Below are 20017 nucleotides of genomic sequence, written 5' to 3'. Positions count from 1 at the left end.
TCCCGCTGCAAAGTGCCGATGTTTCCAGGACAGGAGGGCACAGATGCAGGACGTTGTTCTTGTCGAAAAACTCGATCCCGAGGTCGAGCTTGACCGTTTGGCGAAACTCTATTCCTCGGCCGGGGGCGCAGGGGTTTCGCTGCTGAACAAGCTGGGCGGATCGGCGGAATCTCTGCTGGATCAACTGCCCGAGCCGGTGCGCCATGGCCTGACCGAGGCGACCGAGCAGGCGTTGTGGATTGCGATGCATGCTGCCGAAGGATCGCGGCGTGCGGTGCCGGATCAAAAGCCGTGGGTCAACACCGCCGTGACCACCGCTATGGGGGCCGCCGGGGGGCTGGGCGGGATGTCTACGGCATTGGTCGAGCTGACCGCCACGACGGCGATGATTTTGCGCGCGATTCAGGGCGCTGCCGCGCGAGAAGGGTTCGATCCCGGGGCCGAGAACGTGAAATTCGATTCGATCCGGGTGCTGTCCGCTGCCGGGCCGCTGTCTCAGGATGACGGGGCGGATCTGGGCTTCTTTTCGATGCGCCTGACGCTGACCGGACCCGCCATGCAGCGCCTGATTGCGATGGTGGCGCCGCGCCTGTCCGTCGTGCTGGGGCAGAAGCTGGCGGCGCAGTCGGTGCCCCTGTTGGGGGCTCTGGCCGGAGGGGGCACGAATTTCATCTACACGCGCTATTATCAGCAGATTGCCCATGTCCATTTCGGGCTGCGGCGTCTGGCCATTGATGCCGATATCCCGCATGAGGATCTGGTGCGGCGCCTGTCCGGGCGTATGGCCACATAGATCGCAGCCGCGCTAAATGCTTGGCTTGGGTCTCAGTATATGGTATTTTCTATTGTATAAACCGCAACATAAGCGGAGAGAGCAGTGGTAAGAAGCCGTGTTTGACAGGCGTGACAGTGCAACGAAGGGCGGGCTTTCATCCGAAAGCCTTTCGCTTGCCGGGGCGTTGCCGGTTTATGCCCAGTCAGCTGCCCTGTGTTACCGCATTGAGGCAGGCCAGTTGCAGATTTTGCTGATCACGACGCGCAAATCGCAGCGTTGGATCATCCCCAAGGGCTGGCTGATCAACGGGATCGGCCCATCGCAGACTGCGGCTCGTGAAGCCTGGGAAGAGGCGGGCGTGTTGGGTCAGTGCGGAGCGGAAAGTCTGGGGCGCTTTGCCTATGTCAAGAACCGGCCCAGCAAGGCGTCGGCTTTGTGCGTGGTGGACGTGTTCCCGCTGCATGTTCAGCATCTGGCAGGCCAATACCCCGAGGCCGGTGAGCGCAGGCGCAAGTGGCTGACACCCAAAAAGGCAGCCCAGCGGGTGGCGTCGCCCGATCTGGCTTCACTCTTGCGTGGATTCGGGCATCTGACGCAGTAGGTATGGAGATCAAGACTTGATCTTGCCATGTTGGTCGGTATCAATTCGGCAAGCGAATTTTTGGACGTGTAATGATTCAATACTCACTGAAATGCAGCAATGGTCACAGCTTTGACAGCTGGTTCCAGTCCGGAAAGGCCTATGACAGGCTGTCTGCGGCAGGAATGGTGACCTGTGCCGATTGCGGCTGCAACAAGGTGGAAAAAGCGATCATGACACCGCGGGTTCGGCCTGCGCGCTCGGCCGTGGTCGAGAAGGCGCCGGTCAATGACGCGCCAGATCAGATCAGCATGGCCAAGCCTACGCCCGAAATCGAGAAAGTCCTGACGGAACTGCGTCGTCAGGTCGAACAGAACTCGGATTATGTGGGTCAGGATTTCGCCAATGAAGCCCGCAAGATTCACCTGGGCGATGCGCCCGAGCGTGCCATCTATGGCGAAGCCAAGCCCGAGGAAGCGCGGGCGCTGGTGGAAGATGGCGTGCCGGTGGCACCGTTGCCTTTTGTTCCCACGCGCAAGACCAACTGACCCATGCATGTGGTGATCACCGGCGCGGGCCGAGGGATCGGAAAAACCCTTTCAGATCAGTATCGTGCGGCGGGTCACGCCGTCACCGGTACAGCCCGCGACGGCAGCGCCGAGGTCGTTCTGGATGTCTCGGACCCGGTGCAGCAGCGGGCGATGTCTGTGCAATTGCAGGGCCGTCCGGTCGATCTGCTGATCTGCAACGCGGGCGTTTATCTGGACAAGGGGCATGACATCGGCGGCTATCCTGCCGAGATGTGGGCGCAGACCTTTGCGGCCAATGTGACCGGCGTGTTTCTGACCGTTCAGTCCTTGCTGCCCAATCTGCGCGCGGCACGGGGTCGGGTTGCGATCCTGTCGTCTCAGATGGCCTCGCACACCCGCGCGCCGGGGGGGAGCTACATCTATCGTGCCTCAAAGGCCGCTGCGCTGAATTTGGGGCGTAATTTGGCAACCGATCTGCGCGGTGATGGCATCGCCGTTGGCGTTTATCACCCCGGCTGGGTGCAAACCGATATGGGTGGCGCCGCGGCAGATATCACCGTGGATCAGGCCGTTGCGGGCCTGATGGACCGGTTCGAGGCGCTATCGCTTGCCACAACGGGGTGTTTCGAAACCTGGGACGGTCGCGCGCACCCTTACTGATTGTTGAGCGCCGCCTTGGGGATTTCATAAACCTCGCCGGGTTCGATGAAGATCACCATAAGGTCTCCGGGCGTTTCATAGGTCAGTTTTGAGGTCGAGCTGCTGGAATCAGGTATGCCGTTGGTGAAATAGATCCGCCGCACCTCTCCGGTTTTCAACTGGACCGCCAATGTTGCGGTGCCGTCCTCGCGTCTGCGCAATTCGGCGGGGCAGCTGCCCATCGGCTCGCCCGCCAGTGCCGCGCAGGGCACGGTGCCCAGCGCATTCTGGCCATCGGTTCCCGACAGGGTGGCGACCTGCGCATGGGCCGCGGTTGAAATCAGGGACAGGGCGATGGCAAAGCGGTACATGGAATTCCTCTTGGGCGAATGATCGGCGTCAGGCTGACATCGGGGCGCATCAATGTAAAGCGGCCCTGCGTCGCAGTTTGGCGGGTTCGCGCCCCTTGCTCTTGCCGCCCCCCTCGCATATGAGGCTCGCAACTTCAAATCCAAGGCGCGGAGACATTTGCCCCCATGCCCGTACTCGTGATGAAATTCGGTGGCACTTCGGTTGCCAATCTTGACCGCATCCGCCGCGCAGCGAAACGCGTCGGTGTCGAGGTGGCCAAGGGCTATGACGTGATCGTTATCGTCTCGGCCATGTCCGGCAAAACCAACGAGCTTGTGGGTTGGGTCGATGAGACCTCGCCGCTGTATGATGCGCGCGAATATGATGCGGTCGTATCCTCGGGCGAAAACGTGACCGCCGGTCTGATGGCGCTGACGCTGCAGGAAATGGATATCCCGGCGCGCAGTTGGCAGGGCTGGCAGGTGCCGCTCAGGACCACCAGCGCCCACAGCCAAGCCCGGATCGAGGAAATCCCGACCGAAAACCTTACCCAGAAATTCGACGAAGGCATGAAGGTCGCCGTTGTCGCAGGCTTTCAGGGCATCAGCCCCGAGGGTCGCATCACCACGCTGGGCCGGGGCGGTTCGGACACCACGGCCGTTGCCTTTGCGGCGGCTTTCGATGCCGAACGTTGCGATATCTACACGGATGTGGACGGCGTCTATACCACGGACCCGCGCATCTGCGACAAGGCGCGCAAGCTGGACCGGATCTCGTTCGAAGAGATGCTCGAGCTGGCCTCGCTGGGGGCCAAGGTGCTGCAGACCCGCTCGGTCGAGCTGGCGATGCGCTACAAGGTGAAACTGCGCGTTCTCTCAAGCTTTGAAGAACAATCCGACGAGGCCGGTACACTGGTCTGCGACGAGGAGGATATCATGGAATCCAATGTTGTGGCCGGTGTGGCCTATTCCCGCGACGAAGCCAAGATGACCGTCGTCTCCGTGGCCGACCGCCCCGGCATCGCCTCGATCATCTTCACCGCGCTCAGCGATGAGGGCGTGAATGTGGACATGATCGTGCAGAACATCTCGGACGAAGGGCGCACGGACATGACCTTCTCGTGCCCGACCGATCAGGTGGCGCGCGCCGAAAAGGCGCTGCTGGCGATCAAGGAGCAGGGCGAGCTGAACTATGCCGAGCTGGTCGCGGACGAAGATGTCTGCAAGGTTTCGGTTGTCGGAATCGGCATGCGCTCGCAATCCGGTGTCGCGGCCAAGATGTTCAAAATCCTCTCGGACGAGGGGATCAACATCAAGGTCATCACCACCTCGGAAATCAAAATTTCCGTGCTGATCGACAGGAAATACATGGAACTTGCCGTTCAGGCGCTGCATGATGCGTTTGAACTGGACAAGGCGGCCTGAGCTGATCAGCCAAGGGTCACGCCTGACACCATAAGACGGTTGGGCCATGGCGGACGGTACGGAAACAGAATCCCGCAAGCTGCTCGGGCGGTTGCGCGAAGAGATGGCCAGCGAGGCCGCCGGTCAGGAACGCCTTGACCGGATCACGCAGCTGATTGCCGACAGCATCCGGGCCGAGGTCTGTTCGGTCTATCTGTTCCGGGACGAGGACACGCTCGAGCTTTGTGCCACCGAAGGTCTGTCGCCAGAGGCGGTGCACAAGACCCGGATGCGCATGGGCGAAGGGCTGGTGGGCCGCGTCGCCAAATCGGGCAAGGTGGTGAACACGGCAGACGCGCCCTCGGCCAAGGGCTTCCGCTATATGCCCGAAACCGGGGAAGAGCGGTTTTCTTCCTTTCTCGGCGTGCCTGTACAACGGCTGGGTCAAAAGCTGGGTGTTCTGGTGGTCCAGTCCCGCGAGGCGCGCGAGTTTTCCGCCGATGAGGTTTATGCGCTGGAAGTGGTCGCCATGGTTCTGGCCGAAATGGCCGAGCTGGGCGCCTTTGTCGGCGAAGGCGCGGCCCTGTCGCCGTTGCACCAGCAATCTGTACAGCTCGAGGGTGGCCCGGCGCAGGAAGGGTCAGCCGAAGGCCATGTCTGGCTGCACGAGCCCCGCGTGGTCATCACCAACCCCATCGCCGACGATCCGCATCGCGAAAGCGAACGTCTGAACGAGGCGGTGGAAGAGTTACGCGTCGGCGTCGACAAGATGCTTGAGATTTCGCAGGGCGGCGATACCGAGCAGCTTCAGGTGCTCGAAGCCTACCGGATGTTCGCAAATTCCAAGGGCTGGATGCGCCGGATGGAAGAGGACATCGCCCTGGGCCTCAGCGCTGAGGCAGCTGTCGAGAAAGAACAATCCCAGGCCCGCGCCCGCATGGGGCAGGTGACCGATCCATACCTGCGCGAACGGCTGGCCGATCTGGATGACCTCAGCAACCGGCTGCTGCGCATTCTGACGGGGCAGGGGAATACCAACGGGGCCGACCTGCCGCCCGATCCGATCCTGATTGCCCGCAACATCGGCCCGGGTGACCTGTTGGAATATGGTCGGTCTTTGAAAGGTATCGTGCTCGAGGAAGGATCGGTCGGCAGCCATGCCACCATCGTGGCGCGCGCGCTGGCGATTCCGCTGGTGGTGCATGTGGGCCGGATCACGACCGAGGCGTTGAACGGCGATCATATCCTTGTCGATGGCGACAACGGTGTTGTCCACCTGCGCCCCGAAGACACGGTGGTCAGCGCTTTCCGCGACAAGATCGCCATGCAGGCCAAGGCGCAAGAACGCTATGCCTCGATCCGCGAAACGCCGACGGTGACGCAGGATGGCGCGCGTATCAACATGGTAATGAATGCGGGTCTGATGGCAGATTTGCCCTCGCTGGGCACTTCGGGGGCCGAAGGCGTCGGCCTGTTCCGGACCGAACTGCAATTCCTGATCCGAAATCAGATGCCGAAACGGCAGGAACTCGTGACGCAATATCAACGGGTTCTGGATGCGGCGGGCGACAAGAAGGTGATCTTCCGCACGCTTGATATCGGATCGGACAAGGTTTTGCCCTATATGAAGCATGTGGCCGAACCGAACCCGGCGCTGGGCTGGCGTGCGATCCGAGTGGGTCTGGACAAGCGCGGCGTAATGCGGATGCAGTTGCAGGCGCTGATCCGGGCCGCCAACGGGCGCCCTCTGACCATCATGTTCCCGTTTGTGGCGCAGGCCGACGAATTCCGCGAGGCACGCTGGGAGGTCAAGAAAACCATCGAACGCGAACGGCGTCTGGGACATGTCCTGCCCGAAACGCTGGAAGTGGGCGCGATGCTGGAAACGCCCTCGCTGGCCTTTGCGCCGCAGAAGTTCTTTGATGAGGTTGGGTTCATCTCGATCGGTGGAAACGATCTGAAACAGTTCTTCTTCGCCGCCGACCGCGAAAACGAGCTGGTGCGCCGCCGCTATGACACGCTCAATGTCAGCTTCCTCAGCTTCATCGAACGCATAGTTGAACGCTGCAACATCTCGGACACGCCGCTCAGCTTCTGCGGCGAAGACGCCGGTCGCCCAGTCGAGGCGCTGTGTCTGGCCGCGATGGGCATCCGCACCTTGTCGATGCGTCCGGCCTCGATCGGGCCGGTCAAAAGCCTGCTTTTGCGCTCGAACCTGCAGGATGTGCGCAAGATCATCGCCGACGCGCGGCACCGCGGTGAACAATCCGTGCGCCCATCGGTGATGGATTGGTTGCGGACGCAATCGTGATCCGGAGGAACCTGAAACTTTCAAAGTTTCAGGCTCGGTTTCTTTTCAAGAAACCGTCAGCGCCAGGCTCCGAAGGATTGCTAAAACACAAATCCAAGCTTGATCTTTGCGCATGGAGCCCCTATTGAACCATCAAATGTTAGCGATAACATAAGCGGCGGCACATTGTTACACATCCGGGCTGTCCTCTGATAGACAGGCGACGCACCCCGAGAAGGAGCCTCATCATGGTCTCACGCGTAATTCCGGTAGAACCGTTCGACCTCGTGCTGTTCGGTGCGACGGGCGATCTGGCACAGCGTAAGATCCTGCCGGGGCTCTATCATCGGTTCGAAGTGGGCCAGATGCCGGAAGATGCGCGCATCATCGGCACCGCGCGATCTGATGTGGACAGTGAAGAGTTCCGCAAGCAGCTGCGTGCGTCGATGGATGAATTCGCCCCGAAATACGACAAAGACACGCTGGACCGTTTCCTTGCCCGCGTCGAGTATGTGCCGGTGGACGCGCTGGGCGATGCGGGCTGGCCCGAACTGGCCAAAGCGCTGCGTCCGGATGTGGTGCGCGCCTTTTACCTGTCCGTGGGTCCAAGCCTGTTCTCGGGCATCGCGCAACGGCTGCATGATCACGGTCTGGCCACGCCCGACAGCCGTATCGTGGTGGAAAAACCCTTTGGCCACGATCTGGCCTCAGCCAAGGCCCTGAACGAAGGGTTGCGCGCCTGTTTCGAGGAACATCAAATCTATCGGATCGACCATTATCTGGGCAAGGAAACCGTGCAGAACCTGATGGCCCTGCGCTTTGCCAATTCCCTGTTCGAACCGCTGTGGAACGCCACCCATGTCGATCACGTACAGATCACAGTGGCCGAAACCGTGGGTGTCGAAGGACGCGGCTCCTATTACGATCAGTCCGGCGCGATGCGGGATATGATCCAGAACCATCTGGTTCAATTGCTGTGTCTGACCGCGATGGAGCCGCCCTCGAAATTCGCGCCCAACGCGGTGCGCGATGAAAAGGTCAAGGTGATCGAAGCGCTGGAACCGGTCGAGACCAAAGACATCGCCCGTGGCCAGTATCGCACCGACAAGGGCGGCGACGGTTATCTGGATCACGTCGGAAACCCGGCCAGCCGGACCGAAAGCTTCATCGCCCTCAAGACTCATATCGGCAACTGGCGCTGGGCCGGGGTGCCGTTCTACCTGCGCACCGGCAAACGCCTGCGGGCGCGGGAATCCGAGATCGCGGTGTTCTTCCGCGACCCGCCGCATACGATTTTTCCCAACGTTGGCCCACTGCACGGCAATGTGCTGGTGATCCGCCTGCAACCGGACGAAGGCATCACCCTGCGCACCACCATCAAGGAACCGGGACAGGGCGGTTTCCGCCTGTCCGACGTGGCGCTCGATATGAGCTTTGCCGACGCGCTGGGCGATGGCGCGCAATCTCCCGATGCCTATGAACGCCTGATCATGGACGTGATCCGCGGCGACCAGACACTGTTCATGCGAGGCGACGAGGCCGAGGCCGCCTGGGCCTGGGTCGATCCCATCATTCATGGCTGGGAAGAGCGTGGCGACAAGCCTGCAAAATACGATCAGGGCAGCTCGGGGCCAGAAGAAGCATTGATGCTCATGCATCGCGATGGGCGCCGCTGGCGTCAGATCGGAGAGTAATCATGGTCAACACAGTCATATCCGATGTCACCAAACGCATCATCGACCGCAGCGCCAGCCTGCGCGGCCCACATCTGGAACGGATGGAACAGGCCAAATCCAAAGGCCCGGCGCGTGCGCATCTGTCCTGCAGCGGTCAGGCCCATGCCTATGCGGGCGCGGGTGAAGATCAGCAGTCGATGGCCACTGGCACGGCGGGCAATCTGGGCATTGTCACCGCCTATAATGACATGCTCTCGGCCCACCAGCCGTTTGAACGCTACCCTGCGCTGATCCGCGATGCGATCCGCGCAGCGGGTGGCACAGCACAGGTCGCAGGCGGAGTTCCGGCGATGTGCGATGGCGTCACTCAGGGCGAGGCCGGGATGGAACTGTCGCTGTTTTCGCGTGATGTGATCGCGCTGGCGACAGGTGTAGCGCTTAGCCATAACACCTATGACGCGGCGGTGTTTCTGGGTGTCTGCGACAAGATCGTGCCCGGCCTGATCATCGGCGCGCAGGCCTTCGGCCATCTGCCCGCCGTCTTCCTGCCCGCCGGTCCGATGACCAGCGGTCTCCCGAACGACGAAAAGGCCAAGGTCCGCCAGCAATTCGCAGCCGGAGATGTCGGTCGTGACGCACTGATGAAGGCCGAAATGGCCGCCTATCACGGCCCCGGCACCTGCACCTTCTATGGCACCGCCAACACCAACCAGATGCTGATGGAGTTCATGGGTCTGCACTTGCCGGGCTCCAGCTTCGTCAACCCGGGCACACCCCTGCGCGATGCCCTGACAGAAGAAGGCGCCCGCCGCGCCCTGTCGCTCAGCGCGCTGGGCAATCACTATACGCCGGTCTGCCAGATTCTCGACGAACGCGCCTTCGTCAATGGTATCGTCGGCCTGATGGCGACTGGCGGATCGACCAACCTGCTGATCCACCTGATTGCCATGGCGCGCGCCGGTGGTATCGTGCTGGATTGGGAGGATTTTTCGGACATCTCCGCCGTGGTCCCCTTGGTCGCACGGGTCTATCCGAACGGTCTGGCCGATGTGAACCATTTCCACGCCGCAGGCGGCTTGGGCTTTACCATCGGTACGCTGCTCGAGGACGGCTTGCTGCATCCCGACACCCTGACCGTCGCAGGGCAGGGACTGCACAATTACACCAAGGAACCCAAGCTGAAGAACGGCGAGCTGGTCTGGGAAGACGGCGCAGGCCACAGCCTGAATGAAAAGATTGTCCGCCCCGCCAACGACCCGTTTCAGCCCACCGGCGGCCTGTCGCGCCTGACCGGAAATCTGGGCACCGGCGTCATGAAGGTCTCGGCCGTCGCGCCCGAACATCAGGTGGTCGAAGCGCCCGTGCGCGTGTTCCACGACCAGAATGCTGTCAAGGACGCCTTCAAAGCCGGAGAGTTCACCGATGACGTCATCGTCGTCGTCCGCTTCCAGGGCCCCAAGGCCAACGGAATGCCCGAACTGCACTCGCTGACGCCGATGCTCTCGATCTTGCAGGGCAGGGGTCAGAAGGTGGCGCTGGTCACCGATGGCCGCATGTCCGGTGCCTCCGGCAAAGTGCCCGCCGCCATCCATGTCTGCCCCGAGGCGTTGGACGGAGGCGCCATCGCGTGCCTGCAGGATGGCGATATTCTGCGCGTGGATGCGGTGAAAGGCGCGCTGGAAATCCTCACCCCCGGCGTTCTCGACCGCACCCCGACCACCGCAGACCTTTCGGCAAACCAGCACGGCGTCGGCCGCGACCTCTTTGGCGCATTCCGCCAGAATGTCGGCTCGGCTGACACCGGCGCCAGCATATTTGGAGTGTAACCCCATGTCCAAAACTCAACGCACCCGCGAGATTTGCGCGCTGGCCCCGATCGTTCCGGTTCTGGTGGTCGACGACGCAGCCCACGCCGGCCCGCTGGCCGAAGCGCTGGTCGCGGGCGGCCTCCCCGCGCTCGAGGTTACTCTGCGCACCCCCGCTGCGCTGGACGCAATCCGTGCCATGGCCGACGTCCCCGGCGGCGTTGTCGGCGCAGGCACCTTGGTCACGCCCGAAGACGTCCGCGCCGCCAAAGCGGCCGGCGCGCAATTCGGCGTCTCTCCCGGCGCGACCGACGCGCTGATTGCTGCCTGCGAGGCTGAAGACCTGCCTCTGCTACCCGGTGCCGCCACCGCGAGTGAGGCGATGGCCCTGCTGGAAAAGGGCTATGACATGCTGAAGTTCTTCCCGGCTGAGGCCTCAGGCGGCGCGCCCGCCCTGAAAGCCATTGGCGCACCGCTGCCACAGATCACCTTCTGCCCGACCGGCGGTGTATCCCCCACCAATGCCCACGATTATCTGTCGCTCTCCAACGTGATCTGCGCCGGGGGCAGCTGGGTCGCGCCTAAGCAGATGGTTCAGAACGGCGACTGGTCCGGGATCGAAACCCTCGCCCGTGAAGCCGCCCGTCTGACGGATTGACGCCGCAGGGCAAGACGCTAGGGTATGCCTCAATTCAATCAGGTTGCCCTCATGACAAACCAACACTCCCTCGCGCACGGACGCGAGTATCTGGCCATTCCCGGCCCCTCGGTCATGCCCGACGCGGTGCTGCAGGCGATGCATCGCCCGTCGCCCAACATCTATGACGGCGAGCTGATCGAGATGATGCCCGCGCTCACCCGCGATCTCAAGCGCGTGGCCCGCACCGAACATGACGTCGCCATCTACATCGCCAACGGCCATGGCACGTGGGAGGCCGCGCTGTCCAACGTGATCGCCCCCGGCGAAACCGTGCTCGCCCCGGCCTCGGGCCGCTTCACCCATGGCTGGGCCGAGATGGCCGAAGGTATCGGCGCAACGGTTGAGGTGATCGATTTCGGCATGTCCTCAGCCTGGGATTTCAACCGCATCGCCGAAGCTCTGCGTGCTGATACCAGCCACAAAATCAAAGCCGTGCTCGCGGTCCATGTCGACACCTCAACGTCGATCCGCAACAACATCCCGGCCTTGCGCGCCTTGCTCGACGACCTTGGTCACCCCGCCTTGCTGATGGCGGATTGTATCGCATCAATGGGTTGCGACCGGTTCGAGATGGATGCCTGGGGGATCGACGTCACCGTCACCGCTTGCCAGAAGGGTCTGATGACCCCGCCCGGCATGGGCTTCGTCTTCTTTAACGACAAGGCACAGGCCAAACGCACCACCATGCCCCGGGTCTCGCAATATTGGGACTGGCAGCCGCGCGCCAATCCCGAACTGTTCTACCAGTATTTCAACGGCACCGCGCCAACGCACCACCTCTACGGCCTGCGCGCTGCGCTCGACCTGATCCACGCCGAAGGGATCGAGGCCGTCTGGGCCCGCCACGAACACCTCGCCAAGGCGATCTGGGCCGCCTGCGAGGTCTGGGCGCAGGGCGGCGCGCTTCATCTGAACGTCACCGATCCGGCCCAACGCAGCCACGCGGTTACCGCCCTCCGCCTGACCGAAGGGCGCGGCACGCCGTTGCGCAACTATACCGAAAACCAACTCGGCCTGACCCTGGGCATCGGTCTGGGGATGGAGGACTGGGACGGTTGTTTCCGCCTCGGCCACATGGGGCACGTGAATGCCCAGATGGTCATGGCCACACTGGGCAGCATGGAAACTGCCATGGCCGCGCTCGACATCCCGCGTGGTCAGGGCGCGCTCGAGGCTGCCGCCGCCACTCTGGCCGCCTAAGCCCTGATCCGCCTCTTCATCTGGCCAAAAATATCCTCGGGGGGAATCGCGCCCCGGCGCGATGGGGGGCAGACAGCCCCCCTTCACCGCTCATCCAAGCGCCTCCGCTGCGGCAAGGGCCTTCGGCAACGCCGCCGCAAACGCCTCCATGTCCGCTGCCGCACCACAACTCACCCGAATACACCTGTTCTGAGGCGTCGCAAACGGCATCCGCACAAATATGCCCTGCGCAACCAGCGACTCCAATACAGCCTTGGCAAACGCCCCGTCACGCCCGCAATCGATCGCCACGAAATTGGTGGCCGAGGGCAGGGGCTCCAGCCCACACGAGCGCGCAATCTGCCCGATCTGGTCGCGTGCTCCGGCGATCTTGGCCTGAACCTCTGTCAGCCACGCCTGATCTTGCAGCGCCGCCAACGCCCCGGCCTGCGCGGCACGGTTCATGCCGAAATGGTTGCGCACTTTGTTAAATGCCGCAATCAGTTCGGGCGCACCGATGGCATAGCCCACCCGCGCGCCGGCCATGCCATAGACCTTGGAAAACGTCCGCATCCGGATCACACGCGGATCATCCGCCGCAACCGAGGCGGTCGTGCCCTCGGGTGCGCATTCCACATAAGCCTCATCCAGAACCAGCAGACAGCCCTCTGGCAAAGCCTCCATCGCCGCGACGATATCCGCTCCGGAATGCCAACTGCCCATCGGATTGTCGGGATTGGCCAGATAAACCAGCTTCGCATCCACCTCTGCCGCTTTGGCGAACAGCGCCGCTGGGTCCTCATGATCGTCGCGATAGGGAACCTTGTGCAGAACCCCGCCAAACCCGGCCACATGATAGTTGAAGGTCGGATAGGCCCCGTCCGAGGTCACCACCGCATCACCGGGTCCAACCAGCAGCCGCACCAGATAGCCCAGCAACCCGTCAATGCCTTCGCCCACCACGATATTTGCAGGCGCAACCCCGTGATGCGCCGCCAGCGCATGGCGCAGGTCGTGATTCTCGGGGTCGCCATACATCCAGACCTCGCCCGCCGCCCGCTGCATCGCCTCGACGGCACGGGGCGAGGGGCCAAACACACTCTCATTCGCCCCCAGCCGTGCGACAAAAGGCGTGCCGCGCTGACGCTCCTGTGTCTCGGGGCCAACAAAGGGCACGGTTGCAGGCAGGGATTGCGCAAGCGGGGTGTAACGAGGACCAGTCATGGCCGCAGATAAACGCAACCTTCCAAGCGGGGCAAGTCTTGCACCCCGCCGCATTCATCGTCAGTTTGCGCGCAACTGAAATTCGGAGGTGTCATGCGTTATCTACTGGGCCTTGCCCTAATCGGTCTTGCCTATCTGCTGTTCTGGCCGGTCCCGGTTGATCCGGTCTCGCATGAAATGCCGGAACCCCCCGGTTTCACCGGAGATTTTGCCGAGAACAGGCAACTCGACAAGGCGCAGCTGACCTCCCTCCCGAAGGACGAGATCGGCCCCGAGGATATCGCCGTGCTGCCGGGTGGCGCGGTCTATACCACCAGCCTGTCGGGCCTTCTCTATCGCATCGACGGGGATCAGCCGGTTGAGGTCGACCAGCTTGGCGGACGCCCCCTCGGGCTGCGGGCGGGGCCGGATGGCGCGCTTTATATTGCCGACAGCTTTCGCGGGCAGATGCGCTGGACCGGGCCGGGGTCACTGGAAACGCTGGTCTCGGAAATCGACGGCGCACCGGTGATCTATGCCAACAACCTCGACCTGGCGCAGGACGGCACCGTCTATTTCTCGAACTCCTCGGATCGCTTCGACCCCGAGACGATGGGCGGTACCAAACCGACCTCGGTTCTGACCATCTGGGAGCAATCGCCGACAGGATATGTCGCGCGCTCTGCACCCGATGGAACCGCGCAAAAGATCGCCGAGGGGTTCGTCTATACCAACGGCATCGCCCTTTCACCCGACGAAGACTTCCTACTGATTGCCGAAACGGGGCGGGCGCGGGTACACAAGCTTTGGCTGGCTGGCCCCAAAGCCGGTGAGCAGGAAGTGTTGCTCGACAACCTGCCGGGCTAGCCCGACAACATCAAGGCGCAGGGGGACGGCACCTATTGGATGGCCTTCGCCAGCCCGCGCGTGCCATCCGAGGCGTTGATGCCCTATCCCTTCCTGCGCAAGGTGATCTGGCGATTGGGTCCCAAGGTGCGCCCCGCGCCGATCCATCGCGGAATGCTGGTGCAGTTCGATGGTGACGGCACCATCCTGCGTACGTTGCAGGACCCCGACGGTCGGCTGGGCATCACCACAGCGGGCCAGATCGTTGGTGACCAGTTTTATGTGATGACGCTGGATTCGCCTTGGTTTGGCCGGATACCGGTTGCCGATCTGCCCTGACGTCGCGGTGGCGCTCCGGGCCGTGTGCTGGCAAGGTTGGCGCAACACTAAACGCTTCGGAGGTCCCATGTCCCGCGTATCCGTCGAATACAAAGACTACATCGCCCATGTCACCCTGACCCGTGGCGACAAGATGAACGCGCTGGACGACGCGATGATCAAGGCGATCCTGTCTGCGGGTCAGGAGGTCGCCGCCGCCGATATCCGCGCCGTGGTGCTGTCCGGCGAGGGCAAGAGCTTCTGCGCCGGGCTCGACATGGCCAGCTTTGCCAGCATGGCCCAAACAGACCCGACCGAATGGCTGATGACCCGCAGCCACGAGGACGCCAATGAGTTGCAGGAGATTGCCCTGATCTGGCGGCGCGTCCCTGTCCCGGTGATCTGCGCCATCCAGGGCGTGGCCTATGGCGGAGGCCTGCAGATCGCGCTGGGCGCGGATATCCGCATCGCGCACCTCGAGGCCAAGCTGTCGGTGATGGAGATGAAATGGGGTCTCATCCCCGACATGGGCGGCATGGTTCTGCTGCCTGAACTGGTACGCTCGGACGTGTTGCGCCTGCTGACCTACACCGCCCGCCCCATCGGCGCACCGCAGGCGGCGGATTGGGGGCTGGTGACGAAACTGTCCGATGACCCCCTAACCGAAGCGCTGGCACTGGCCGAGGATATCGCGGGCAAAAGCCCCTCGGCCATCCGCGCCGCCAAACGCCTGATCGACGTGGCCGAAACCCGCGACCGTGCTGAAGTGTTGCAGGCCGAATCCTCGGAACAGGTCGACCTGATCGGTAAACCGGATCAGATGGAGATCGTCATGGCGCACATGCAGGGCCGTAAGCCCGAGTTCAAATGATCACCGCATGAAAGCCCGCCGCGCATCGCGGGCCATGTTGTACCGCATCTCCAGATCAGCAATGCGAGCCATGGCGGCCTTACGCGCCTCGGGGTCGGTCAGCGCGGCATAATTCTTGCGCGCCGTGTCCAGCTGTTTCTTGATATCGAATTCCTCGGGCAGTACTCCGGCCTGCGCCATGATCCGGTGACCGGCAGCAATGGCGGGGTCGCTTTGTGCTTCGCCCGAACGGTCGGGCAGGGGTGCGCCTTCGCCCTCAAGCCCCTGCAACTGGCCCTCGGCCTGCGCCTTTTTGATCTGGCGTTCCACCAGTTTTCCAAGCGATCCGAACATGGGTGTATCATACCGCCTGTAGGGGGCTGGCGAAAGGAATTACCGCAGCCTGTTGGTCACAAGATAGGCGATGCCACCGGCCAGAAGCCCCCAGACCGCCGCGCCCAGCCCAAAGACCGTGATGCCCGACGCCGTGATGGCCAGCGTCAGAATCGCCGCCTCTCGCTCGGCCGGGACGTCCAGGGCGGCATGCATGGAATTGGCCATGACCCCTATCAGGGCAACCCCGGCCAGCGTGCCCATCAGCAACGGGTCGGCATGGGTTGCGAAACCGGTGATCGCCACGGCGAAGATACCGAACAGGCAATAGAACACGCCGCCCATGATGGCGGACCAGTAGCGTTGTGCCGGGTCGGGGTGGCTGTCTTCGTTCGAACACATCGCGGCGGTGATGGCGGCCAGACAGGTGGCGGGCGCCCCGAACGGGGCCGAGAGCAGGCTCGCGCCGCCGACGGATGAAAACAACCGGCCCGGAACCGGCGCAAACCCAAAGCTGCGCATTACAGCGACGCCGGGGATGTTCTGCGTCGCCATGGTGACGATGAACAGTGGCACGCCGATACCGATGGCAGAGGCGACCGAAAAGCTGGGCATGGTCCAGACCGGGGCCGCGATCAGGCGATCCGGCATCAATGGCGCATCGCCAGCGTTCAGGGACACCACGATGGCAGCCGCGATGACCGCTGCCGGAACGGCGAACAGCCGGTTAAAACGCCCGGCAATGAACCATGTCAGGATCACCGGCAGCGCCTGCCACGGAATCTCGACCACCGCCGTGAAGGGCACTAGGCAGAGAGGCAACAGCACCCCCGCCAGCATCGCCTGCGCCAATGTCGTGGGGATCGCCGCCGCCAATCGCCCCAGCGGCTTCCACAGCCCGGCCAGAACGGTCAGCGCCCCGGCGCACAGGAAGGCTCCGACTGCGCCCGAAAACCCCTCGGTCGGGGTCGCGGACACTGCCAGCAACGCGGCCCCCGGGGTAGACCAGGCGACGCTGATCGGCATTTTGTAGCGCAGGCTGAGAATGATCGCGGCAAGCCCCATGGCAATCGCCGCGCTCATCAGCCCCGAGGCCGCCTGCGCCGGCGACGCCCCCATCGCACCCAGCCCTTGCAGGACGATGGGAAACGAGCTGAAGAACCCGACAATGGCCACCACCAACCCGGTTGAGACGGTCTGCATCGGAGGGAGAAGTCGTGCCATCAGGGCCTCGGCGGATTGCGTTGCCGAAGTGCTAACAAGCGCAGGGTGGCGCGAACAAGAGGGAAAGCTTTGCGGGCAAAGAAAAACCCCTCCGCCGGGTTTGGCGGAGAGGTCTGGATTCCGTATTTGGACCGAGAAGAAGATCAGGCGATTTCGGACAGACGGGCGAGGGCCTCGTTCAGCTTTGCCTCTTCTTCCTCGCGGGCGGCGAGGTTGGCCTTGGCTTCCTCAACCACCTCTTCCGGGGCCGAGGCCACGAATTTGGGGTTGTTCAGACGCCCGCGCAGGCCGCCCAGTTCTTTGGCCAGCTTACCCTTGGCTTTTTCCAGCCGTTCCTTTTCCGCGCCGATGTCGATGATATCTGCCAGCGGCAGGCCGAAGGACGCGCCGGGGGCGGCGATCGAGATGGTACCCTTGGGCAGTTCATCCGCCTTGGTCAGGCTGTCGATCCGCGCCAGACGTTTGATCAGCGCCTCATTGCGATCCCACGCGGCCTGGCCGCTGGCGTCGATCCCGGTCACCAGCATCGGTACATAGAGGCCAGCGGGAACCCGCATCTGCGCGCGGGCCGAACGGGTGTTTTCGATCACCGAGATCACCCAGTTCATCTCACGATCCGCATCTGCATCGACCAGTTCGGTGCCGTAGGTCGGCCAGTCGGCGTGGACGACCATCTTGGCGCGGTCGCCGGTCAGGCCCCACAGCTCTTCGGTGATGAACGGCATAATCGGGTGCAGCAGCACCATGCACTGATCCAGAACCCAGCGCATGGTGGCGCGGGTTTCGGCTTGCGCTTCGGCGTCGTCGCCCTGCAGCAGCGGTTTCGAAAGCTCCACGTACCAGTCGCAAACCTTGCCCCAGACAAAGGCGTAAAGTCCGTTGGCCGCGTCATTGAAGCGATAGCTTTCCAGCGCCGCGTCGACCTCTTCCCGCACGCGGGCGGTTTCGCCGATGATCCAGCGGTTCACGGCTGCTTTGGGTTTCAGGTCGGCCACGGCCAATTGCGGGACGGCGTCGGTGAAGACCTCGTTCATCTCGGCAAAGCGGACGGCGTTCCACAGTTTGGTACCGAAGTTGCGATAACCGGTGATGCGTTCACGGGACAGTTTCAACACGCCGCCGATTGCCGCCATCGAAGCGTTGGTGAAGCGCAGCGCGTCGGCACCGAATTCGTCCACGATCTCCAGCGGGTCGATGACGTTGCCGGTGGTTTTGGACATCTTCTTGCCCTTCTCGTCGCGGACGAGCTGGTGCAGGTAGACAGTGTGGAACGGGATCTGATCGACCACGGCCAGTTGCATCATCATCATCCGGGCGACCCAGAAGAACAGGATGTCGAAGCCGGTGATCAGAACGTCCGTGGGGAAGTAGCGTTCCAGCTCCTCTGTCTGCTCGGGCCAGCCCAGCGTGCCGATGGGCCAGAGGCCGGAGGAGAACCACGTGTCGAGGACATCGGGATCGCGCCACAGCGAGATAACCGATGGAGAAGCCGCGAGAGCAATCTGCTTGGATTCCTCCACAGTCTCTAGATCAATCTTGTAAAGATCTTCGCCGTGTTTCTTCCGATACTCGATGCAAACACCTAGTTCTGTATTAGCTTTGGTGTAGTAGTTCGCAGCTTTGATCTTGGCTTCATCCCAAGTGGCCGCACAAAACGCAACGGGGTCATCAAAGTCCAATGGCGCGACTTTTTCACCGCCTTCGTTGATTTTTTCTTCGATACGAGGCCCATACCAAACCGGAATCTGATGCCCCCACCACAGCTGGCGCGATATGCACCAGGGCTCGATGTTTTCCAGCCAGTGGTAATAGGTCTTCTCACCCGACTCGGGGATGATCTTGACCGTGCCGTCCTTGACTGCGTCCAGCGCAGGGCCGACAACCTTTTCGGCATCCACGAACCACTGATCGGTGAACATCGGCTCGATGACCACCTTCGAGCGGTCGCCGAATGGCTGCATGATCGGTTTGCTCTCGACCAGCGGCACCAGCTTGTCGGCCCCTTCGTGGTCGGGCTTCAGGGCGGTCGATCCCAGACGGGGATCATCCGCGCGGGTCATGACGGCCAGACCGTCGGCGGTGATCTCTTCCACGACCTTCGCACGCGCCTCGAACCGGTCGAGCCCGCGCAGGTGGTCGGGGATCAGGTTGATCGCGTCGATCTCGTTTTCGGTGAACGCCTTGCCGCGCGCATATTCCTGCGCCTTGTCCGCCTCTTCAGCATAGGGCGCGCCATCGGCCCGCATCGCGCCTTTGGTATCCATCAGGCGGTACATCGGAATGCCGCCGCGCTTGGCGACCATGTTGTCGTTGAAGTCATGCGCGCCGGTGATCTTCACCGCGCCCGAGCCGAAATCGGGGTCGGGGTAGTCATCAGTGATGATTGGAATCTGACGGCGATGCTCTTTCGGGCCAACCGGGATTTCGCAGAGTTTCCCGACGATTGGCGCATACCGTTCATCCGATGGGTGAACCGCAACCGCGCCGTCGCCCAGCATGGTTTCGGGGCGGGTTGTGGCGATCGAGATATAATCGCGCTCTTCCTCCAGCACGATATTCCCATCCTCGTCCTTCTCGACGTAAGTATAGGTCTCGCCGCCCGCCAACGGGTATTTGAAGTGCCACATGTGGCCCGCGACTTCGATATTCTCTACCTCAAGGTCCGAGATCGCGGTCTCGAAATGCGGGTCCCAGTTGACCAGCCGCTTTCCGCGATAGATCAGGCCCTTTTCGTACATGTCGACGAAGACCTTGATCACCGCGTCGTGGAAATTGGCCGAGTTCTCATGTCCGGTACGCGGATCACGCGGCGCGCCCGCCATGGTGAACGCGTTGCGCGACCAGTCGCAGGAGGAGCCCAGACGCTTCAGCTGCTCGATGATCGTGCCGCCGTATTCGCCTTTCCACTCCCAGACCTTGTCCAGAAATGCCTCGCGCCCCAGTTCACGACGTCCCGGCTGCTGGGTAGCGGCCAGCATCTTTTCCACCTGCATCTGCGTGGCGATGCCGGCGTGGTCCTGACCGGGCTGCCACAACGTGTCGAAGCCGCGCATCCGGTGCCAGCGGGTCAGAATATCTTGCAGTGTGTTGTTGAACGCGTGGCCCACGTGCAAAGCGCCCGTCACGTTGGGCGGCGGGATCATGATGGTAAAGCTCTCGTCGCGCGAACGGTTCGCGCCTGCCTTGAAGGCTCCGGCCTGTTCCCAGGCCTCGTAGATGCGGGCCTCGGCCTCGGCCGCGTTGAATGTCTTTTCCATCGCCATGGGGTGCGTCCTGCGTCATCAATCTTGGGTCAGCGCCTGCAATAACGAATGC

18 protein-coding genes are annotated in these 20017 nt (G+C 62.6%); 13 read left to right on the top strand and 5 right to left on the bottom strand.

Annotation, left to right across the window (positions count from 1 at the left end; translation table 11 throughout):
• Positions 1-43: 43 nt before the first annotated feature.
• The 4 genes from ACR3E4_RS02645 to ACR3E4_RS02630 all read left to right on the top strand — a co-directional run bounded on the left by ACR3E4_RS02645 (position 44) and on the right by ACR3E4_RS02630 (position 2545).
• Positions 44-793 (top strand): EcsC family protein, encoded by a 750-nt coding sequence (locus ACR3E4_RS02645; RefSeq protein WP_480535215.1) that lies wholly within the window; start codon positions 44-46, stop codon positions 791-793.
• Between the two features lie 97 nt (positions 794-890).
• Entirely contained in the window at positions 891-1376 is a 486-nt protein-coding gene (locus ACR3E4_RS02640) for an NUDIX hydrolase (RefSeq protein WP_480535216.1), read from the top strand.
• Between the two features lie 71 nt (positions 1377-1447).
• Positions 1448-1903, top strand: a complete 456-nt coding sequence (locus ACR3E4_RS02635; protein ID WP_480535217.1) for a DUF1178 family protein — start codon at positions 1448-1450, stop codon at positions 1901-1903.
• Between the two features lie 3 nt (positions 1904-1906).
• Positions 1907-2545 (top strand): SDR family NAD(P)-dependent oxidoreductase, encoded by a 639-nt coding sequence (locus ACR3E4_RS02630; protein WP_480535218.1) that lies wholly within the window; start codon positions 1907-1909, stop codon positions 2543-2545.
• Here ACR3E4_RS02630 and ACR3E4_RS02625 read toward each other — a convergent pair.
• On the bottom strand, positions 2539-2895 hold the full coding sequence (locus tag ACR3E4_RS02625) for a hypothetical protein (protein WP_480535219.1): 357 nt from the start codon (positions 2893-2895) through the stop codon (positions 2539-2541). The genes ACR3E4_RS02630 and ACR3E4_RS02625 overlap by 7 nt on opposite strands.
• Before the next feature lie 165 nt (positions 2896-3060).
• Here ACR3E4_RS02625 and ACR3E4_RS02620 point away from each other — a divergent pair, with 165 nt between their 5' ends.
• From ACR3E4_RS02620 to ACR3E4_RS02595, 6 genes are all read left to right on the top strand, one after another.
• Entirely contained in the window at positions 3061-4299 is a 1239-nt protein-coding gene (locus ACR3E4_RS02620; protein ID WP_480535220.1) for an aspartate kinase, read from the top strand.
• A gap of 46 nt (positions 4300-4345) precedes the next feature.
• The gene (ptsP, locus tag ACR3E4_RS02615; protein WP_480535221.1) at positions 4346-6589 is read left to right on the top strand and encodes a phosphoenolpyruvate--protein phosphotransferase; all 2244 of its coding nucleotides are present in this window, start codon (positions 4346-4348) and stop codon (positions 6587-6589) included.
• Between the two features lie 227 nt (positions 6590-6816).
• On the top strand, positions 6817-8262 hold the full coding sequence (gene zwf, locus ACR3E4_RS02610) for a glucose-6-phosphate dehydrogenase (RefSeq protein ID WP_480535222.1): 1446 nt from the start codon (positions 6817-6819) through the stop codon (positions 8260-8262).
• A 2-nt stretch (positions 8263-8264) separates the two neighbouring features.
• Positions 8265-10070, top strand: coding sequence for a phosphogluconate dehydratase (gene edd, locus ACR3E4_RS02605; protein WP_480535223.1), 1806 nt, complete (start codon positions 8265-8267; stop codon positions 10068-10070).
• A gap of 4 nt (positions 10071-10074) precedes the next feature.
• Positions 10075-10707 (top strand): bifunctional 4-hydroxy-2-oxoglutarate aldolase/2-dehydro-3-deoxy-phosphogluconate aldolase, encoded by a 633-nt coding sequence (locus ACR3E4_RS02600; protein WP_480535224.1) that lies wholly within the window; start codon positions 10075-10077, stop codon positions 10705-10707.
• Positions 10708-10758: 51 nt separating this feature from the next.
• Positions 10759-11949 carry a pyridoxal-phosphate-dependent aminotransferase family protein gene (locus ACR3E4_RS02595; protein WP_480535225.1) on the top strand — a complete coding sequence of 397 codons (1191 nt, stop codon included), beginning with the start codon at positions 10759-10761 and terminating at the stop codon, positions 11947-11949.
• A gap of 90 nt (positions 11950-12039) precedes the next feature.
• Here the strand turns inward: ACR3E4_RS02595 and ACR3E4_RS02590 are convergent, their stop codons facing one another.
• Entirely contained in the window at positions 12040-13152 is a 1113-nt protein-coding gene (locus ACR3E4_RS02590; protein WP_480535226.1) for a pyridoxal phosphate-dependent aminotransferase, read from the bottom strand.
• 93 nt (positions 13153-13245) lie between these two features.
• Here ACR3E4_RS02590 and ACR3E4_RS02585 point away from each other — a divergent pair, with 93 nt between their 5' ends.
• The 3 genes from ACR3E4_RS02585 (at position 13246) to ACR3E4_RS02575 (ending at position 15166) form a co-directional block, all read left to right on the top strand.
• The gene (locus ACR3E4_RS02585) at positions 13246-13998 is read left to right on the top strand and encodes an SMP-30/gluconolactonase/LRE family protein (protein WP_480535227.1); all 753 of its coding nucleotides are present in this window, start codon (positions 13246-13248) and stop codon (positions 13996-13998) included.
• A 39-nt stretch (positions 13999-14037) separates the two neighbouring features.
• Positions 14038-14316, top strand: a complete 279-nt coding sequence (locus ACR3E4_RS02580; RefSeq protein WP_480535228.1) for a hypothetical protein — start codon at positions 14038-14040, stop codon at positions 14314-14316.
• Between the two features lie 67 nt (positions 14317-14383).
• On the top strand, positions 14384-15166 hold the full coding sequence (locus ACR3E4_RS02575) for a crotonase/enoyl-CoA hydratase family protein (protein WP_480535229.1): 783 nt from the start codon (positions 14384-14386) through the stop codon (positions 15164-15166).
• On the opposite strand, the gene ACR3E4_RS02570 is transcribed toward ACR3E4_RS02575, so the two are convergent.
• The 3 genes from ACR3E4_RS02570 to ACR3E4_RS02560 all read right to left on the bottom strand — a co-directional run bounded on the left by ACR3E4_RS02570 (position 15167) and on the right by ACR3E4_RS02560 (position 19965).
• The gene (locus ACR3E4_RS02570) at positions 15167-15499 is read right to left on the bottom strand and encodes a DnaJ family domain-containing protein (RefSeq protein WP_480535230.1); all 333 of its coding nucleotides are present in this window, start codon (positions 15497-15499) and stop codon (positions 15167-15169) included.
• 39 nt (positions 15500-15538) lie between these two features.
• Positions 15539-16702, bottom strand: a complete 1164-nt coding sequence (locus ACR3E4_RS02565; protein WP_480535231.1) for a benzoate/H(+) symporter BenE family transporter — start codon at positions 16700-16702, stop codon at positions 15539-15541.
• A 143-nt stretch (positions 16703-16845) separates the two neighbouring features.
• The gene (locus tag ACR3E4_RS02560) at positions 16846-19965 is read right to left on the bottom strand and encodes a valine--tRNA ligase (protein ID WP_480535232.1); all 3120 of its coding nucleotides are present in this window, start codon (positions 19963-19965) and stop codon (positions 16846-16848) included.
• Positions 19966-20017: the final 52 nt, after the last annotated feature.

It is taken from the genome of Ruegeria sp. AP11 (assembly GCF_056535865.1).
Note: the sequence above shows the minus strand (reverse complement) of the source record. Positions and strands in the feature narration are given on the sequence as shown.

What these genes read in the sequence shown, in the direction of transcription:
- ACR3E4_RS02645 (WP_480535215.1), top strand. Translation starts at nt 44, where the DNA reads ATGCAGGACGTTGTTCTTGTCGAAAAACTCGATCCCGAGGTCGAGCTT.
- ACR3E4_RS02635 (WP_480535217.1), top strand. Translation starts at nt 1,448, where the DNA reads ATGATTCAATACTCACTGAAATGCAGCAATGGTCACAGCTTTGACAGC.
- ACR3E4_RS02630 (WP_480535218.1), top strand. Translation starts at nt 1,907, where the DNA reads ATGCATGTGGTGATCACCGGCGCGGGCCGAGGGATCGGAAAAACCCTT.
- ACR3E4_RS02625 (WP_480535219.1), bottom strand. Translation starts at nt 2,895, where the DNA reads ATGTACCGCTTTGCCATCGCCCTGTCCCTGATTTCAACCGCGGCCCAT.
- ACR3E4_RS02620 (WP_480535220.1), top strand. Translation starts at nt 3,061, where the DNA reads ATGCCCGTACTCGTGATGAAATTCGGTGGCACTTCGGTTGCCAATCTT.
- ptsP (WP_480535221.1), top strand. Translation starts at nt 4,346, where the DNA reads ATGGCGGACGGTACGGAAACAGAATCCCGCAAGCTGCTCGGGCGGTTG.
- zwf (WP_480535222.1), top strand. Translation starts at nt 6,817, where the DNA reads ATGGTCTCACGCGTAATTCCGGTAGAACCGTTCGACCTCGTGCTGTTC.
- edd (WP_480535223.1), top strand. Translation starts at nt 8,265, where the DNA reads ATGGTCAACACAGTCATATCCGATGTCACCAAACGCATCATCGACCGC.
- ACR3E4_RS02600 (WP_480535224.1), top strand. Translation starts at nt 10,075, where the DNA reads ATGTCCAAAACTCAACGCACCCGCGAGATTTGCGCGCTGGCCCCGATC.
- ACR3E4_RS02595 (WP_480535225.1), top strand. Translation starts at nt 10,759, where the DNA reads ATGACAAACCAACACTCCCTCGCGCACGGACGCGAGTATCTGGCCATT.
- ACR3E4_RS02590 (WP_480535226.1), bottom strand. Translation starts at nt 13,152, where the DNA reads ATGACTGGTCCTCGTTACACCCCGCTTGCGCAATCCCTGCCTGCAACC.
- ACR3E4_RS02585 (WP_480535227.1), top strand. Translation starts at nt 13,246, where the DNA reads ATGCGTTATCTACTGGGCCTTGCCCTAATCGGTCTTGCCTATCTGCTG.
- ACR3E4_RS02580 (WP_480535228.1), top strand. Translation starts at nt 14,038, where the DNA reads ATGGCCTTCGCCAGCCCGCGCGTGCCATCCGAGGCGTTGATGCCCTAT.
- ACR3E4_RS02575 (WP_480535229.1), top strand. Translation starts at nt 14,384, where the DNA reads ATGTCCCGCGTATCCGTCGAATACAAAGACTACATCGCCCATGTCACC.
- ACR3E4_RS02570 (WP_480535230.1), bottom strand. Translation starts at nt 15,499, where the DNA reads ATGTTCGGATCGCTTGGAAAACTGGTGGAACGCCAGATCAAAAAGGCG.
- ACR3E4_RS02565 (WP_480535231.1), bottom strand. Translation starts at nt 16,702, where the DNA reads ATGGCACGACTTCTCCCTCCGATGCAGACCGTCTCAACCGGGTTGGTG.
- ACR3E4_RS02560 (WP_480535232.1), bottom strand. Translation starts at nt 19,965, where the DNA reads ATGGCGATGGAAAAGACATTCAACGCGGCCGAGGCCGAGGCCCGCATC.